Origin of the sequence: Azonexus sp. (assembly GCF_049652925.1) — a bacterium.
Classification (GTDB): Bacteria; Pseudomonadota; Gammaproteobacteria; order Burkholderiales; family Rhodocyclaceae; genus Azonexus.
In genome coordinates, this window is sequence record NZ_JBASFI010000019.1 from 45,459 (window position 1) to 62,144 (window position 16,686).

General features: G+C 60.3%; 16 protein-coding genes. 10 read left to right on the plus strand and 6 right to left on the minus strand.

Features of this window, described 5'->3' with window-relative positions; translation table 11 throughout:
- Position 1 precedes the first annotated feature (1 nt).
- The gene (gene aat, locus WBK19_RS09400) at positions 2 to 706 is read right to left on the minus strand and encodes a leucyl/phenylalanyl-tRNA--protein transferase (protein ID WP_511289095.1); all 705 of its coding nucleotides are present in this window, start codon (positions 704 to 706) and stop codon (positions 2 to 4) included.
- Between the two features lie 16 nt (positions 707 to 722).
- Entirely contained in the window at positions 723 to 1,871 is a 1,149-nt protein-coding gene (locus tag WBK19_RS09405) for an ABC transporter ATP-binding protein (protein WP_511289097.1), read from the minus strand.
- A 30-nt stretch (positions 1,872 to 1,901) separates the two neighbouring features.
- Between WBK19_RS09405 and WBK19_RS09410 the strand changes: the two genes are divergently transcribed.
- A complete protein-coding gene (locus tag WBK19_RS09410) occupies positions 1,902 to 3,539 on the plus strand; it encodes an ABC transporter permease (RefSeq protein ID WP_511289099.1) in 1,638 nt (545 codons plus the stop codon).
- A gap of 39 nt (positions 3,540 to 3,578) precedes the next feature.
- On the opposite strand, the gene WBK19_RS09415 is transcribed toward WBK19_RS09410, so the two are convergent.
- From WBK19_RS09415 to WBK19_RS09425, 3 genes are all read right to left on the minus strand, one after another.
- Complete coding sequence (locus WBK19_RS09415) at positions 3,579 to 4,223, minus strand: ankyrin repeat domain-containing protein (protein ID WP_511289101.1); 645 nt, start codon at positions 4,221 to 4,223, stop codon at positions 3,579 to 3,581.
- Between the two features lie 65 nt (positions 4,224 to 4,288).
- Positions 4,289 to 5,305, minus strand: a complete 1,017-nt coding sequence (locus WBK19_RS09420) for a Fe(3+) ABC transporter substrate-binding protein (RefSeq protein ID WP_511289103.1) — start codon at positions 5,303 to 5,305, stop codon at positions 4,289 to 4,291.
- Between the two features lie 116 nt (positions 5,306 to 5,421).
- Complete coding sequence (locus WBK19_RS09425) at positions 5,422 to 5,919, minus strand: C40 family peptidase (RefSeq protein WP_511289105.1); 498 nt, start codon at positions 5,917 to 5,919, stop codon at positions 5,422 to 5,424.
- Positions 5,920 to 6,050: 131 nt separating this feature from the next.
- Between WBK19_RS09425 and WBK19_RS09430 the strand changes: the two genes are divergently transcribed.
- The 8 genes from WBK19_RS09430 (at position 6,051) to WBK19_RS09465 (ending at position 15,188) form a co-directional block, all read left to right on the plus strand.
- Positions 6,051 to 7,046: an oxidoreductase gene (locus WBK19_RS09430; RefSeq protein ID WP_511289107.1), complete on the plus strand. Its 996-nt coding sequence runs from the start codon at positions 6,051 to 6,053 to the stop codon at positions 7,044 to 7,046.
- Between the two features lies 1 nt (position 7,047).
- Positions 7,048 to 8,163: a diguanylate cyclase gene (locus tag WBK19_RS09435; RefSeq protein ID WP_511289109.1), complete on the plus strand. Its 1,116-nt coding sequence runs from the start codon at positions 7,048 to 7,050 to the stop codon at positions 8,161 to 8,163.
- A 48-nt stretch (positions 8,164 to 8,211) separates the two neighbouring features.
- Entirely contained in the window at positions 8,212 to 10,104 is a 1,893-nt protein-coding gene (locus WBK19_RS09440; RefSeq protein ID WP_511289111.1) for a propionate--CoA ligase, read from the plus strand.
- Between the two features lie 195 nt (positions 10,105 to 10,299).
- Entirely contained in the window at positions 10,300 to 11,802 is a 1,503-nt protein-coding gene (gene ppx, locus WBK19_RS09445) for an exopolyphosphatase (RefSeq protein ID WP_511289113.1), read from the plus strand.
- Positions 11,799 to 12,899 carry an ABC transporter permease gene (locus WBK19_RS09450; protein ID WP_511289115.1) on the plus strand — a complete coding sequence of 367 codons (1,101 nt, stop codon included), beginning with the start codon at positions 11,799 to 11,801 and terminating at the stop codon, positions 12,897 to 12,899. Before ppx ends, WBK19_RS09450 begins: the two co-directional genes overlap by 4 nt.
- Before the next feature lie 2 nt (positions 12,900 to 12,901).
- Positions 12,902 to 13,657, plus strand: a complete 756-nt coding sequence (locus WBK19_RS09455; protein WP_511289117.1) for an ABC transporter ATP-binding protein — start codon at positions 12,902 to 12,904, stop codon at positions 13,655 to 13,657.
- A 9-nt stretch (positions 13,658 to 13,666) separates the two neighbouring features.
- On the plus strand, positions 13,667 to 14,593 hold the full coding sequence (locus tag WBK19_RS09460; RefSeq protein WP_511289119.1) for an MlaD family protein: 927 nt from the start codon (positions 13,667 to 13,669) through the stop codon (positions 14,591 to 14,593).
- Between the two features lies 1 nt (position 14,594).
- Complete coding sequence (locus WBK19_RS09465; RefSeq protein WP_511289121.1) at positions 14,595 to 15,188, plus strand: ABC-type transport auxiliary lipoprotein family protein; 594 nt, start codon at positions 14,595 to 14,597, stop codon at positions 15,186 to 15,188.
- On the opposite strand, the gene WBK19_RS09470 is transcribed toward WBK19_RS09465, so the two are convergent.
- Positions 15,185 to 15,808 (minus strand): TetR/AcrR family transcriptional regulator, encoded by a 624-nt coding sequence (locus tag WBK19_RS09470; RefSeq protein ID WP_511289123.1) that lies wholly within the window; start codon positions 15,806 to 15,808, stop codon positions 15,185 to 15,187. The two genes, WBK19_RS09465 and WBK19_RS09470, sit on opposite strands and share 4 nt — an antisense overlap.
- A gap of 115 nt (positions 15,809 to 15,923) precedes the next feature.
- Between WBK19_RS09470 and WBK19_RS09475 the strand changes: the two genes are divergently transcribed.
- Positions 15,924 to 16,673 carry an electron transfer flavoprotein subunit beta/FixA family protein gene (locus WBK19_RS09475; protein ID WP_511289125.1) on the plus strand — a complete coding sequence of 250 codons (750 nt, stop codon included), beginning with the start codon at positions 15,924 to 15,926 and terminating at the stop codon, positions 16,671 to 16,673.
- The last annotated feature ends 13 nt before the right edge of the window (positions 16,674 to 16,686 follow it).

Genomic DNA, 16,686 nt, shown 5'->3' on the forward strand with positions numbered 1-16,686 from the left:
CTTACCACGCGAGATCTAGTTGATCGGCCGACCAGCGGGCGCGCGCCGACTCGGCTGCGGTCAACGCCGACAGCCGGGTCAAAAAAGAGTCCCGCGGAATTTCGCGGCCGCCGAGCGAGGCGAGGTGGTCGGTGTGCATCTGACAATCAATCATGCCGAATTGGTTGGCCACAAGATAACGCACGAGGTGGGCGAAAGCGACCTTCGAGGCGTCGGTACGATGGGAGAACATTGACTCGCCGTAGAACATGTGACCGATGGCCAGCCCGTAAATGCCGCCGACCAGCGTGTCTCCCTCATAGCTTTCGACCGAATGCGCCCAGCCGAGTTCATGCAGGCGGTAGTAGGCTTCTTTCATTTCAGGGGTGATCCACGTGCCGTCCTGGCCGTCGCGCGGCGTCGTCGCGCAGGCGTCCATGACGCCGGCAAAATCGGTGTCGAAGCGCACCGCGAATTTCCCGGCGCGCAGCGTTTTTCGCAGCGAGCGGGTCAGCCGGAACTCGTCGGGAAAAAGCACCATGCGCGGATCGGGCGAATACCACAGGGGCAGGCCATCGACCGTTCCCCACGGGAAAATCCCTTGCCGGTAGGCTTCGAGCAGGCGATCCGGCTGCAGGCCGCCGCCGACGGCAAGCAGGCCACCCATTTCTTCGCGGGCCATGTCGACCGGCGGGAAAAGGTCGAGCGGGCCGAGAAACGGGATCATGCGTGATCGTTAAGAATTAGCTGGCGCTGCTATTGGCCAGCCAGGTGATCGGCTTGGCCTGCTGTTCTAGCTTGATCTCGCAGGCTGGATCGGCGCATTCCTCGTGTTTCATGAAGGCAATGACGTGGTCGGCATCGAGCCGGATGCCGATTTTTTCGCCGAGCGCATGATTGTGGTGCGACGGGACCAGCGACAGGACCTGCGTACCGCTGGCAAGACGCAGCGTGTACAGGATGTCGGCGCCGCGAAAAGCCTTGTTCAGCACCTCGGCCTGGACGGCGCTGGTGTCGTCATGAACGATATCGTCCGGCCGCAACAGCACGTCGACCTTGCAACCATTGTCGCAGGCTGCACAGGTTTCGTTGCACTCGACCGGGGTGTCGGAAATCAGCGTGCCCAGTTCCATCCGCACGCTGTTGTTGTCGCCGACCGTGCCGGTCACCAGCACGCCCTGGCCGATAAAGTCCGCGACAAAACGATTGGCTGGCCGGTGATAGAGGTTGTATGGAACGTCCCACTGCTGGATGCGGCCTTCGTACATGATGCCGATCTCGTCGGCCATGGCGAAGGCTTCATTCTGGTCGTGCGTGACCATGACCGCTGTCGATCCCTCGCGTTTGAGAATTTCGCGCACCTCGGCCGACAGCCGCTCACGCAGGCCGACGTCAAGGTTGGAAAACGGCTCGTCGAGCAGGATCAGTTCCGGCCGGGGCGCCAGGGCGCGGGCCAGCGCCACGCGCTGCTGCTGGCCGCCGGAAAGTTCATGCGGGAACTTGCTGCCCTGGCCATGCAGGCCGACCGTCGCCAGCAATTGGCGGACGCGCAGATGGGCGTCCTCACCGGGATTGCGACCGAGGCCGAAGGCGACATTCGCTTCGATGGAAAGGTGCGGAAACAGCGCGTAATCCTGAAAAACCATGCCGATCCGCCGCTTTTCGGGCGAAACACGCTGACCGGCTCGGCTGACAACATTGCCGTGCAAGCGGATTTCGCCACCGGCGATGTCCTCGAAACCGGCGATACAGCGCAGCAAGGTCGTCTTGCCGCAGCCGGAGGGACCAAGCAGGCAGGCGATGCTGCCGGCTTCGAGCGAGAAGTTCACGCCGTCGACGACGGTGTGGTTGCCGTAGCGCTGGACAACGCCATTTAGTTCAAGTTGGGCCATAGCGGTCGATTATAATTCGCATTCACACACATGCGTACCGCCCATTATTCCCCCCTGCTGACGGTCGGAATCGTCGTCGCCCTGCTGGCTGGATTGCCGGTGGCCAGCGTCGGCCTCAATCTCTTTGTTGGCGGCACCAGCGCCACCTGGTCGCATCTGGCCGACACCGTACTTTCCGAATACATCGCCAATTCGCTCTGGCTATGCCTTGGCGTTGGCTGCGGCGTCGGCATCGTTGGCGTGGCAACGGCCTGGCTAACGGCCATGCACGAATTCCCCGGCCGGCGCTTTTTTGAATGGGCCATGGTCCTCCCACTCGCCGTTCCGGCCTATGTCATGGCCTACGTTTACACCGATTTCCTGCAGTTCATCGGCCCGGTGCAAACTTTCCTGCGCGACACTTTCGGCTGGGAACACGGCGACTACTGGTTCCCGGACATCCGCACCTTGCCCGGTGCCATGCTGATGTTCATCTGCGTCCTCTATCCCTACGTCTATCTTCTGGCCCGCGCTGCCTTCCTTGAACGCGCCAGCGGCATGCTGGAAGCCGCGCGCACGCTGGGCATGGGGCCGTGGCGCGGCTTCTTCGCGGTCTCGCTGCCGCTGGCCCGGCCGGCCATCGTCGCCGGCATCGCGCTGGCGCTCATGGAAACGCTGGCCGACTACGGCACCGTGGCTTATTTCGCGGTGAACACTTTCACCACCGGCATTTACCGCGCCTGGTTCTCGCTCGGTGACCGCGTCGCAGCCGCCCAACTGGCTGCCATGCTGCTCGCCTTCGTACTTTTCCTGCTCGTGGCCGAGCGCACTTCGCGGGGCAGGGCGCGCTATCACAACACCACCGGCCGCAACCGGCCGATGGCGGGGGCGCAGTTGCGCGGCCCGGCCGCCTGGCTGGCGACGCTGGCCTGCACCGTGCCCCTGCTGCTCGGCTTCGTTCTGCCAGCGATCTTGCTGCTCAAAATGGCCCTGACTGAAGGTGATGCCCAGTTCGGCGAACGCTTTCTGGTGCTCGCCCGCAACAGCTTCGTGCTGGCCGGCGTGACGGCCGCCATCGCCGTCCTGCTCGCCCTGCTCATGGGCTACGGCGCCCGCCTGTCGAAAACGACCTTTGCCAACGGCCTGAACCGCCTCGTTGGCCTGGGCTACGCCGTCCCGGGGGCGGTCATTGCCGTTGGCGTGCTGATTCCCGTGACGCGCCTCGACAACTGGCTGGCCGGCCAATGGGAGTTGTGGTTCGGCCACAACCCCGGCCTGTTGCTGACCGGCGGCATTGCCGCCCTGATCTACGCCTACCTAGTGCGTTTCCTCGCCGTGGCGCTGCACACGGTTGAATCCAGCCTGGCCAAGATTACGCCGAATATGGACGACGCAGCGCGCAGCCTGGGCCTGGGGCAGGGCGAAACCCTGCGCCGGGTGCATGTGCCGATGCTGCGCGGCAGTCTGCTGACGGCAGGCTTGCTGGTCTTCGTTGATGTGATGAAGGAGTTGCCGGCCACGCTGGTCATGCGGCCTTTCAATTTCGATACGCTGGCCACACAGGCCTACACGCTGGCCTCGGATGAACGCTTGGCCGAAGCATCGACGGCCGCCCTGGCCATCGTCGCGGTGGGTTTGTTGCCGCTGATTGCTCTGTCGCGGCAGATTACGGCAGCGCGCCGGCGCTAGCCGACTTTCGTCGTTTCTCGTCGGGAACCAGACAGATCGCTAGTGCTTCTCTGGCGGCTGTGGCGACGCGTCCGGGTTGTCGTCTTCTTCGAGAAAAAGCAGGTCCATGCTTAGAAGGCTGGTATCTGTCCCGAAGTGGCACGGTGCCTCGGCCTCGTCAGCCGAGAGGGGTAAATCGGAAGACGAAAATTCAATGAGGTTGCCAGGTTTGCTGCCGGGAAGTGGTGGATAAATCGCTTCGTCGGTCGGAGAAAGGGGGACGGAGGGGGTAAATTCGACGATGTTGTCCGGCTTGGTCTCGGAGGGCTTGGTGCCTTCGTCGGGCAACGGGACGCTCGGTGCATCGAGGATCACAGCGGGGATGACCATGCCGTCGGGGGGTGTGGCGCCCTTTTGCAGTAGCAGATCGGCAATGTCCTGATGCCCTTTTCTCAAAGCCAGGCGCAGTGGCGCTCCCGCGCCGTCGCTGGCGATGGCGTCTGGATTGGCGCCACGATTCAGCAACTCGCGAACGATTGCCAGGTTCCCTTCAAAACAGGCAGTACGTAGCGGCAAGCCGCTGTAGCCGTGCATGTCGGGCATCTCGATGTCGCCGCCATCATCAAGCGCATTGAGCACACCACTCAAGCTGCCAGAGTGGATGGCATCAATCAGTTTATTCCTTGTAAAACCTTTGACCGTCATATTCCAGTTGTCCCATAGGCCCCGGGAATTGTAGGGAATTGCCGGGGCTTTGGCGAGAACTGGTGTTACTTGAAGCCGGCCCGGTCAAAAATGATCTGGGCTTTGGTCTGGTACATGGCCAGATTCTTGACCGGCAATTTGTCGGCCTTGAATTTGCCCATGGCATCCAGTGCCGGATTCGCCACTTTTACGCTGTCGACCGCAGGCCATTCGTTGTTGCCATCGGCAAAATAGCGCTGTGCCTGATCGGAGGCCAGGTATTCGAGGAACTGGACGGCCGCTTCGCGATGAGGCGCAGTCTTCAGTACGCCGCCGCCGGAAACGTTGATGTGAGCGCCATTTCCGCTCTGGTCCGGCCAGATGATGCCAACCCGTTCCATCATTTTAAGTTCTTCCGCCTTGGTCGAGCGGAGCAGGCGAGCCACATAGTAGGTATTGGAAATTGCCACGCCGCATTCGCCGGCGGCAACCGCCTTGATCTGGTCGGTGTCGCCGCCCTTCGGGGCGCGGGCGAAATTGGCCACCATGCCGCGGGCAAGTTCTTCTGCCTTGGCTTCTCCCTGGTGGGCGATGATCGATGCCATCAGCGACAGGTTGTAGGGATGTGAGCCGGAGCGCGAGCAGAACTTGCCTTTGAGCTTCGGGTTGGCCAGGTCGGCGTAGTTCTGTACATCTTCCGGTTTGACGGAGAGTTTGTTGTAAACGATCACCCGTGCCCGCGTCGAAAACGAAAACCAGTCTTCGGTGCGCAAGTGGGCCGGGATGCGCGATTCCAGTATTTTCGAGGAAACCGGAGCAAACAGGCCAAGTTCATGGGCTTTGGCCAGTCGGGCGGCATCGACGGTCAGGAAAATGTCGGCCGGGCTGTTGGCGCCTTCATTCTTGATCCGCTCAAGCAGCTCGTCTTCCTTGCCTTCGATCCGGTTGATCTTGATGCCGGTTTGTTGCGTGAAGTTGGCATAGAGCGCCTCGTCCGTCTGGTAGTGGCGGGCGGAATACAGATTGAGGATTTTTTCCTGGGCAAACGCAGGGTGGGCAACGGTGAAGGTTGCGGCGGCGATCAGGGCAGGTATCAGCTTCATGCGGAAACTCCGACTGGATATGAGAATGGATCCAGTTTACCGGCTGCTTTGCGCCGTGTAAATGAGAATGATTATCTTCTCTTGGCGTAAAAAAAGCGGCTTGAAGCCGCTTTCGTCTAATTTCCTTCGAGTATTCGTCGCGCCCCGTTGTAGCGGGTCATCCAGTAGCTACTGTCCATGCTTTCGACACGTACTTCGGCACCTTTGCGCGGCGCATGCAGGAAATGGTTGTCGCCGAGGTAAATGCCGACGTGCGAAAAGGTGCGGCGCATGGTGTTGAAAAAGACCAGATCGCCAGGCTTCAGCTGGTTTGCATCAACTTGCTGGCCGACTTCGCTCATTTCGCGGGCCGTGCGCGGCAGCGAGGTGCCGGTGCTGTCCTTGAACACCAGACGGACGAAACCGCTGCAGTCCAGGCCGCTGTCTTCGTCGTTGCCGCCCCAGCGATAACGAACTCCAACCAGCTTCAGCCCTTGCAGGATGACATCCTGAGCGGCGTTGGTGTAACGTTCAAAAAATGACTGTTGTTCTTCGGGCTTGCGAATCGATTCTGCTGCCGACGGCGCACTGATCCCGCCGACGAGCAGCAAGGAGGCAAGCAGAAGCGAAACCATTACTTTTTGCATAGCGGCGAAATATATTTGAAAAGTAGTCCGCTGTAAAGGCGATGAAAATTCAACACCTGCAACTATGTTCATAGTCCGTAATTATGAATACAATTTCGTTCCCGAAGCGCGAGGCAAACATGGATTCCTTCAAGGCACTGCTGATTGAAGAATGCGATGGCAAAGTGAGCAGTGGTTTCGTTCAGATGGACGAAAGCGGGCTTGATGCCGGGAATGTGACGATCAAGGTTGCCTATTCGAGCATCAATTTCAAGGATGCGCTGGCCGCGACCGGGACCGGCAAGATAATTCGGCGCTTTCCCTGCGTTGGTGGCATTGATCTCTCCGGAACGGTCATCGAGAGCGGTGATGCTCGCTTCAAGCCCGGCGATTCGGTGATTGCCACGAGTTTCGATATCGGCGTCGCGCACCACGGCGGCTATGCCGAATTCGCCCGGGTGCCGGGTGACTGGGTGGTGCCTTTGCCAGCCGGCCTGTCTCTCTATGATGCGATGGCCTTGGGTACGGCCGGGTTTACCGCGGCGCTGGCCATTGTCCGCATGGAAGAAAACGGTTTGCGGCCGAGCAAGGGGCCGGTCATCGTCACCGGCGCGACTGGCGGTGTCGGCAGCCTGGCGGTCGATATGCTGGCCAGGATCGGTTATCACGTGGTGGCGCTGACCGGCAAGGAGAGTGAAGCGGATTACTTGCGCGGCCTCGGTGCCGCCGAGGTCATGTTGCGCCAGAGTCTGGACCTGTTGAAAATCAGGCCGCTGGATCGGGCGCGCTGGGCGGGGGCGGTGGACAATCTCGGGGGGGATGTTCTGGCCTGGATCGCCAGCACCATGGAGCAGGGCGGCACTATCGCCAGCATCGGGCTGGCGGCCAGCATGTCGCTGAACACGACGGTGGCGCCTTTCATTCTGCGCGGGGTTTCCTTGCTCGGTGTTGACTCGGGTTATATCCGGGAGCCTTATCGGAGCGGGGTCTGGCAGCGTCTGGCCGGTGATTTGCGTCCGCCGCATCTGGCCGCCATGTCGCGGCGGATTCCGTTTGACGATCTGCCGGCCACTTTCGGTGATTACATCGCCGGACAGGCCAAGGGCCGAGTGGTGGTTGACATTGGCGGAGGCTGACGTGGCCGAGTTGCCACGCATTCTCGTTGTCGATGACTCACGGGTGGTCAGAATATCGCTCATTCAACATTTGAAGGGGCAGTATGAGGTTCGGGAGGAGGGCGACGGCGAGGCGGCCTGGCAGACGCTGGTGCTCGATCACTCTATTCGCGCCGTGATTTCCGATCTGCAGATGCCGAAACTGAATGGTTACGAGTTGCTGGAACGCGTCCGCACGTCGAAGCTCAGGCGCCTGCAGTTGCTGCCGTTCATTCTGGTTTCCGGCGAGGAAACCGAGGAAGAGCGGGCCAAGGCCAAGGCGCTTGGCGTTTCCGATTTCGTCACCAAGGGCGCGGGATGTACTGAGCTTTTGACCCGTCTGAATAACTTGCTGGTCTTGACTGACGCCAAGGAACATCTTGATGCCAGTCGCGAGCACCTGGTTCAGGATCCGGCAAGCGGATTGTTTACCAAAAAGTATCTGGAATTGCAGGCAGCTCAGGCGATGTCGCATGCCACCCGACATGGCGTTGATATCAGCGTGATGGTGCTCGGGTTCGATGGCTATGAAAAGATGTGCGAGCGTCTCGGGAGTCAGGTTGCCGAGGAGGTTGGCAACCGTTTCGCCCGGATGCTGGGTGGCAAGATGCGTCAGGAAGACAGCCTTGGCCATTTTGGTGCCGGGCAGTATTCAGTTGTTTCGCCGGGGACGGCTCCGGCGTTTTGTGCGACCTTTGCCGAAAGGGTGCGCGAGGCTGTCGAGGTGGCACGTTTGTCGGTCCAAGGGCAGACCGTGGCGCTGACGGTCAGTATTGGTTTGGCCAGTGTGCCGACCGACTTGGTGACCTCGGCCGGGGCGCTGCTCGATCTGGCCGGTGAGCGCATGCATGCCGCCATGCGGTCGGGTGGGAACCGAACGGAGTCAGGTGGCGTCTCGCCTGCCTCAAGGCCGATTTCAATTCACCACGCACTGGAGTTGCTGGCCGCCAACCGTCTGGCGCCGGTCATTCCGCATCTGCCGTCGCTGGCCGAGCGCTTGTTGCCGTTGATGAAACTGATGAATCAGGAGCTCGATTTGGCTTTGCCGGTGGCAGAAATTGAACGTCTTTTGAGTGAACGGAAATCGCAAAATAATTAATCCGTTCTGTATTTTGTTGTGCAGGAAAACCTAGCTAGAGGGAGTTTTATGGCGACTTACAAGGAGTTTCACCAGTATTCCATCGAAAAACCGGATGAGTTCTGGACCGAACAGGCCCAACTCGTGGATTGGAAGGAGCCGTTCACGCAGGTGTGCGACTATTCCCGCCCGCCTTTTGCCAAATGGTTTGTCGGTGGCAAGACCAATCTCTGCCACAACGCTGTTGACCGCCATGCGGCCAAGCGTCCGAACGACCGTGCGCTGATCTTCATTTCAACCGAAACCGATGAAGAAACGGTTTACAGCTTTGCCGAACTGCAACGCGAAATCGAGCGCATGGCGGCGATTTACCAGAGCCTCGGCGTCAAGAAGGGCGACCGCGTCCTGATCTACATGCCGATGATTGCCCAGGCAACCTTCGCCATCCTGGCCGCAACCCGCATCGGCGCCATTCACTCGGTGGTGTTCGGCGGCTTTGCTTCCGGTTCGCTGGCGACCCGTATCGACGATGCCAAGCCGGTGCTGATCGTTTCTGCCGATGCCGGCATGCGCGGTGGCAAGGCCGTGCCCTACAAGCATCTGCTTGATGAAGCCATCGAACTGGCTGAACACAAGCCGGCCAAGGTGCTGATGATCGATCGTGGTCTGGACAAGGAGTTCAACAAGGTTGCCGGTCGCGATGTCGACTACGCCACCGAGCGCGCCAAGTTCATGGATGCCAAGGTGCCATGCGAATGGCTGGAATCTTCCGAGCCGTCCTACATCCTCTACACCTCGGGTACGACCGGCAAGCCGAAGGGCGTGCAGCGTGATACCGGTGGTTACGCCGTGGCGCTGGCTTCGTCAATGAAGCACATCTACTGCGGTGGTGAGGGCGAAACCTTCTTCTCGACCTCGGATATCGGTTGGGTGGTCGGTCACTCCTACATCATCTACGGTCCGCTGATTGCCGGCATGGCCACCGTGATGTACGAAGGTACGCCGCTGCGTCCGGATGCCGGAATCTGGTGGAAGATCGTCGAGAAGTACAAGGTCACCGTGATGTTCTCGGCGCCGACGGCTGCCCGTGTGTTGAAGAAGCAGGATCCGGCCTTCATGCACAAGTACGACCTGTCGTCGCTCAAGCACATCTTCATGGCCGGTGAGCCGCTTGATCAACCGACCCACGAGTGGTTCATGACTGAACTGCAAAAGCCGGTTATCGACAACTACTGGCAGACCGAAACCGGCTGGCCGATGCTGGCTGCCTTGCCGGGCGTTGAAAACACACCGATCAAGTACGGTTCGCCGTCCTTCCCGGTCTACGGCTACAACCTGCAGATCTTCCGTGAAGACGGTTCGGTCTGCGGTGCCAACGAGAAGGGCATCGCCGCCGTCATTCCGCCGCTGCCGCCCGGTTGCCTGTCCACCGTCTGGGGCCAGGACGATCGTTTCGTCAGCACCTATTTCACCCTGTTCAAGGAGCCGCTGGTTTATTCCTCCTACGACTGGGCAATCAAGGACGACGACGGTTATTTCACGATTCTTGGCCGCACCGACGACGTGATCAACGTTGCCGGTCACCGTCTGGGCACCCGTGAAATCGAGGAAGCCATCCAGAACCACCCGGCGATTGCCGAAGTGGCCGTGGTTGGCGTCGAGGACAAGCTCAAGGGCCAGGTGCCGATGGCATTTGCCGTCGTCAAGGATGCTTCCAAGATCGCTACGCCGGAGCTGGTCAAGGCGCTGGAGAAGGAGGTCTTTGGTACGGTCGACAGCATTCTCGGCGCCATTGGCCGTCCGGCCCGCGTGCACTTCGTGACCGGTCTGCCCAAGACCCGTTCCGGCAAGATGCTGCGCCGTTCGCTGCAGGCGCTGGCTGAAGGCCGTGATCCGGGTGATCTGACGACCATCGACGATCCGTCGACGCTGGAGCAGATCAAGAACGCGCTGGCCAGCTGAGTTTCGGTCCCGTTTCAACAAGCCCGCCGATGAAAATCGGCGGGCTTTTTTACGCCCTGCATTCCATTTTTGGCCAATTTTTCCGGTTGACCGTGCAAGTCTGCGCAATGACCTCGTTTGCTCAGGCGTCACAATCCGTTCGGGGGGCGGGTGGTAGAATGCCGGCCAACTGAAGCTTTCTGTGGTTTTTGAAAAATGATTTACGAAACCGTTGCCGCCGTCGATCTGGGCTCCAACAGCTTCCGCCTGCAGGTCGGGCGGGTGGTGGACAACCAGATTTATACGCTGGACTCCATGAAGGAACCGGTTCGCCTGGCCTCGGGTTTGATGCCGGACAAGCGTCTCGATGCGCCGGCCCAGGCCCGCGCCCTGGACGCGCTGCGCCGTTTTGGCGAACGCTTGGGCGGGCTGGACAAAGGGGCGGTGCGGGCCGTGGCGACCAATACGCTGCGCGTAGCCAAAAACGCCTTCGAGTTCCTGCCGCTGGCCGAAGAGGCGCTCGGTTTTCCCATCGAAGTCATCGCCGGTCGCGAAGAGGCTCGCCTGATCTACATCGGCGCCTCCCATTCCTTGCCCTCCGCGGCGCACAAGCGCCTGGTCATCGACATCGGCGGTGGTTCCACCGAATTCATTATCGGCAAGCGCCATGAGCCACAGCTCATGGAGTCGCTGTACATGGGCTGCGTTAGCTACACCCTGCGTTTCTTTCCGGACCGCAAGATCGACCGCAAGCGGCTGCGCGAGGCCCAGGTGGCGGCAGCCAAGGAAATCGAGCTGATCGCGGCCGATTACCAGCGTCTGGGCTGGAAGGAAGCTGTCGGCTCTTCGGGGTCGGCGCGGGCGATTGCCGATGTACTGGAACTGAACGGGCTGAATCCGAATAACGAAAGCGGCATCACCCGGGTCGGGCTGGAAAAGCTGTGCAATCTGCTCATCAAGGCCGGTTCGGCCGAAGCGCTCGATCTGCCGGGGGTCAAGGGCGACCGCCTGCCGGTTTTCCCGGGTGGCGTGGCCATCATGTCGGCGATTTTCGAAGAACTCGATATCGAACGGATGTCCTACGCCGAAGGGGCCTTGCGCCTGGGCGTGCTCTACGACCTGCTTGGCCGCTTTCATCATCACGACATGCGGGATTCGACCGTGGCCCAGTTCCGTCGCCGCTATCAGGTCGAAGGCGACCAGGTCGAGCGGGTCGAGGCCACGGCGCTGTCGGCGCTGACCCAGTTGTTCGACGGCGTGCCGGGCGAGGCCGATGTCCAGTTCCTGTCGTGGGCCTGCCGCCTGCATGAAATCGGCATTTCCGTCGCCCACAACGCCTATCACAAGCATGGCGCCTACATCCTGACCTATGCCGACATGCCGGGCTTCTCGAAGAAGGATCAGGCGCGGCTGGCCATGGTGGTACTCGGCCATCGCGGCAAACTCGAAAAACTGGGAGCAATTCCCGCGGTCGACAGCGCCTGGGACCTGATTTTCTGCCTGCGTCTGGCGGTCCTGTTGCACCGCACGCGCGATGACCGGGCCATCCCTGCCTGGCGCGCCAGCCGGGGGGCAAACGGGTATGTCATCGAAGTCCCTGCTGACTGGCTGGCCGCCAATCCATGGACAGCCGCCGCTTTCGGCGAAGAGGCCAGTGTCTGGAAACAGCTTGGCCGGGACTACATCCTCCACTCGAAGCCGACGAGGAAAATTGCATGAGCCAATCCCCCCGCTTGCTAGTCGAGCCGGGGAGAGTTGTGCTGTCCGGTTGCTGGACGCTGGCCGAAATGCTGCCGCAAATGCCGGCCTTGCAGGCGGATCTGGGGGCTTGTTCAAGCGGCATTGAACACTGGGATTTGTCGGCCGTAACGCGACTGGATAGCGCCGCCGCCGTGCTGCTGTGGCGTACCTGGGGGGCGAAGTGGCCGACCGGGCTGGTCGCCGGTGACCTGCACCGGCAAGTGCTCGAGCGGGTTGCTGAATTGCCGCGGGAGATCGCGGAGCAGGCCAAGCCGAGAGTGCGTTTGCCCGAATGGGTCGGCGCCTTGCTGTTCAAGGCGCTGGGCAACCTGCGCGGCATGATTGCCATGCTCGGCCAGTTGCTGCTCGACATGGCCTATCTCTTCCGCCATCCGCAGGATGTGCCATGGAAGGAAATTACCGCCAATGTCTACAAGTCGGGGGCGCAGGCGTTGGCGGTCACGGCGCTGGTCGGCTTTCTGATCGGGGTGACGATCAGTTATCTGTCGGCGCTCCAGCTCAAGAGCTTTGGCGCCGACCTGTTCATCGTCAATATTCTCGGCATCTCGATCATTCGCGAACTCGGGCCGGTGCTCGTCGCCGTGCTGGTGGCCGGGCGTTCCGGTTCGGCGATGACGGCGCAGATCGGTGTGATGCGGGTGACCGAGGAAATCGACGTGCTGTCTACGATGGGCATTTCGCGCAGCATCCGTGTCGTTTTACCCAAAATTTTCGGGTTGACCGTGGCAATGCCTTTGCTCGTGCTGTGGACCTCGGCCGTGGCGCTTTTTGGCGGCATGTTGGCCGCGCTGCTTCAGCTTGACCTGTCCCTCGTCTATTTTCTCGACAACCTGCCACGTGCCGTGCCGGTGTCCAATCTCGTCATCGGCTTGTGCAAAGGCGTCGTCTTCGGCTTTGTCATCGCCATCGTCGCCTGCCACTTTGGCCTGCACGTCAAACCCAATACCGAGAGCCTGTCGTCCAACACGACCAGTGCAGTAGTGACGGCGATTACCACGGTTATTCTTTTTGATGCGATTTTCGCCGTGTTCACCCGGAATATCGGTGTGCCCTAGCCATGAGCCAGTTACCCGTCATCGAACTGAACGGCGTCGGCGTGAGTTTTCGCGGGAAAGCTGTTCATCGCGATCTTTCGCTGCGCGTCGAGGAGGGCCAGATCGTCGGTTTGCTCGGTGGTTCGGGCAGCGGCAAGACAACCTTGTTACGCGAAATTCTCGGCCTGTTGCGGCCAGACTCCGGCAGCGTTCGCCTGTTCGGCGTTGATCTCAACGAGCCAGATGTCGAGATGCAGCGCAATCTGCGTAGGCGCCTCGGTATGCTGTTTCAGCAAGGCGCCCTGTTTTCGGCCCTGTCGGTCTTCGACAATATCGCCTTTCCGCTACGCGAACTGCGTTGTCTCGACCCTGACTGGATTCGTCGCCTGGTCCATCTCAAACTGGCGATGGTCGGGCTGGAGCCGGATCACGGCAAACTGATGCCGGCCGAACTCTCCGGCGGCATGGTCAAGCGGGTTGCCCTGGCCCGCGCCCTGGCCCTGGAGCCCGAACTGTTGCTGCTTGACGAGCCGACGGCCGGCCTTGATCCCGATCGCAGCCAGAATTTCGTCGAACTCGTCGGCGACCTGCAGCGCGAACTCGGCCTGACCGTCGTCATGGTCACCCACGACCTCAATACCCTGGCCGGACTGGCCACCCATGTCGCCGTGCTGGCCGACCAGCACATCATCGCCTTCGGCCCGAAAGCCGAGGTCATGACGGTCGATCATCCATTTGTTACCGGCTTTTTTGGCGCAGACCGCCGGAAGCTGCTTTAATTGGCATCCATGGAAAACAAGTCATACGCCTTCGCAGCCGGTCTCTTTGCGCTACTCCTCGGAGCGGCCGCTTTGCTGGCCGTGTATTGGCTGAGCGACAGCAAGGACTCGGAGCATGAATACATCGTCGTCACCAAGCAGAATATCGGTGGCCTGAACCCGCAAGCGCAGGTTCGCTATCGTGGCATCCGGGTTGGCAAGGTCAGTGACATCCGCCTCGATCCAGAGGATTACAGCAACATTCTGGTGTCCATTTCGGTCAACGAAGACGTGCCGCTGACCAAGGGGACGGTAGCTAAATTGAACTATCAGGGGGTTACCGGCCTGGCCCACATTCTCCTGCTGGAAACCGGGAAGGATAGCGAGCCGCTGGTGCCAAATGACGAGCAGCCACCGCGCATCACGATGATTCCATCGTTGCTTGAAGAGCTCGGTGAAACCGGCATGGCCACGCTCAAGCAGGCCCGGCAACTGTTGGCCAGCGCCAACGCTACGCTGGACGACGAAAACCGTGCCCTCCTGAAGGCTACCCTGGTCAATCTCGAAGCGGCCTCCGGCAACATGAAGCCGGTTCTGGAAAACCTCAATACGACGCTGTTGCAGGTCAAGAAACTGCTCGACGACCGCAATATCCGGAATTTGTCGCAAGCCGCCGGTGAGGTTCAGCCCCTGCTGGCCGATACCCGCGTCCTGATCGGCAAAATGCAGGTCGCAACCGACAAGCTCGATGTGGCCATCGGCGACGCCTCGGCCGGTGGGACATCGGCCCTGATGCCGCGCCTCAACGAACTGGCGACCGATTTCTCGCTGACCTCGCGCCAGTTGAGCCGCGTTCTGCGGGTTCTCGAAGATACGCCACAAGGTCTGGTCTTTGGCGCGCCGGCCCAGCAGCCTGGTCCGGGCGAACCCGGCTTCAACCCGAGCGGGGAGAAATAAGATGCGCTGGTTGCTTTCCCTGCTGCTTTGCGGCCTGTTGTCAGCCTGTTTCACGGCTGGCAAGCGTGGCGGCGATAGTGCGTTGGCTGTCTACGATTTTGGCTCAGCGCCAGAGACTCTATTGGATGCACCGCGCAAACAGCCTATGGCCTTGGAAGTTCGAGCGCCTCTGTGGTTCGATTCGCTAGGTATCGATTATCGGCTGGCCTACGTCGACGTCGCGCGCTTGCGCGAGTATGCGAGGGCGCGCTGGGCTGGGCCGCCAGCGCAAATGATCCAGCAGCGACTGATGCAGCAACTTGGTTACTCGATATCTGGGCAAGGGCAGGCGCGCTGTGTAGTGCGTGTCGAAATTACCGAGTTCAGCCAGTTATTTGTTAACCAGGAAAGCAGCAAAGGTGTGTTGCAAGGACGCGCTATTCTGCTCGATCAGTCGCGTCGCCAGTTGGCAGCGCTCGACTTGAGAATCGAAAAAGCAGCTTCCAGCCAGGATGCGCGTGGTGGCGTTGCGGCCTTGTCGGCGACGGTGGAGCAGCTGGCCACTGATTTGCTGGCCTGGGAAAAATCGCAAAGTGCCGGTGCTTGCGCTGGCTAGCTCGCAATGATGCGGTCGGCGATGCGTTGTTTGAGATCTGCCAGGTTGTCGTCGAAGTGCGTGTAATGCATCAGTGACAGGCCGAACACGCAGGCATATAGCAACAGGCTGCGGCTCTTGGCCTCCGCATCGGACATGCCGGATTCAACAAATAATTTACGGGTGCATTCCAGTCGATAAAGGTCTACCGCCTCAACGACTGCCGCTGCCTGCGGATCGTGGCGCGCCCAGTCGCGAATTGCCAGTTCGATCGACATTCCCTTGCGGTTTCGACTGGCACCGTAAACCTCAATGGCGTAGTGCAACTGCTGGCGCTCATTACCGGCGGTAACTGAAGTCGTTTTTTCAATGTCGCGGATACGGCCGATTTTCCAATGTTCCAGCACAGCATCGAGCAGAGCCTGCCGATCTTTGAAGTGCCAATAAAAGCTGCCTTTGGTGACGCCGCAGCGCTTGGCCAGCACCTCGACGCGCAAACCAGTGACACCTTCTTTTGCCAGAACGTCGATAGCCTCATCCACCCAGCGTTCCGGGTCGAGTTGCGTGCGTGCTTCGGCGGCCCGCTTGCGGGGTTTGACGGATGAGGATCTAATCAAGGGCTTGACAGGTTTGTTTTCCATACGCTACCGTATGCGTTTCCATACGACACAGTATGGTCATTGTGCTGATTGAGTGATCGTCTGTCAAACGGACGGCAGTAATTCAAAAAATCGAACCGAATAAAAGGAGATGCGTGTGAAGATTCTCGTACCCGTAAAACGAGTCGTTGATTACAACGTCAAGGTTCGCGTCAAAGCGGACGGTAGCGGTATTGACCTGGCCAACGTCAAGATGAGCATGAACCCCTTCGACGAAATTGCCATCGAAGAAGCCGTCCGTCTCAAGGAAGCCGGCATCGCCACTGAAGTCATCGCCGTCTCCTGCGGTGTTGCCGCCTGTCAGGAAACCCTGCGCACCGCCATGGCCATCGGTGCCGACCGCGGCATCCTCGTCGAAACCGACGTCGAGCTTCAACCGCTGGCCGTCGCCAAGCTCTTGAAAGCCCTCTGCGACAAAGAGCAACCCCAACTCGTCATCTGCGGCAAACAAGCCATCGACGACGACGCCAACCAGACCGGCCAGATGCTCGCCGCCCTGCAAAACTGGCCGCAAGCCACCTTCGCCTCCAAGGTGGTGATTGCCAACGGCAAAGCGACGGTTACCCGCGAAATCGACGGCGGCCTCGAAACCCTCGAAATTTCTCTGCCTGCAGTGGTGTCGACCGACCTGCGCCTCAACGAGCCGCGCTACGCCACGCTCCCCAATATCATGAAAGCCAAGAAAAAGCCGCTCGACACCGTTAAGCCGGCCGACCTTGGTGTCGACGTCACTCCGCGCCTGACCACCCTCAAGGTCGCCGAACCGGCCAAACGCAGTGCCGGCATCCGCGTCGCCGACGTCGCCGAACTCGTCAACAAACTCAAGAACGAAGCCAAGGTGATCTGATCATGACCATTCT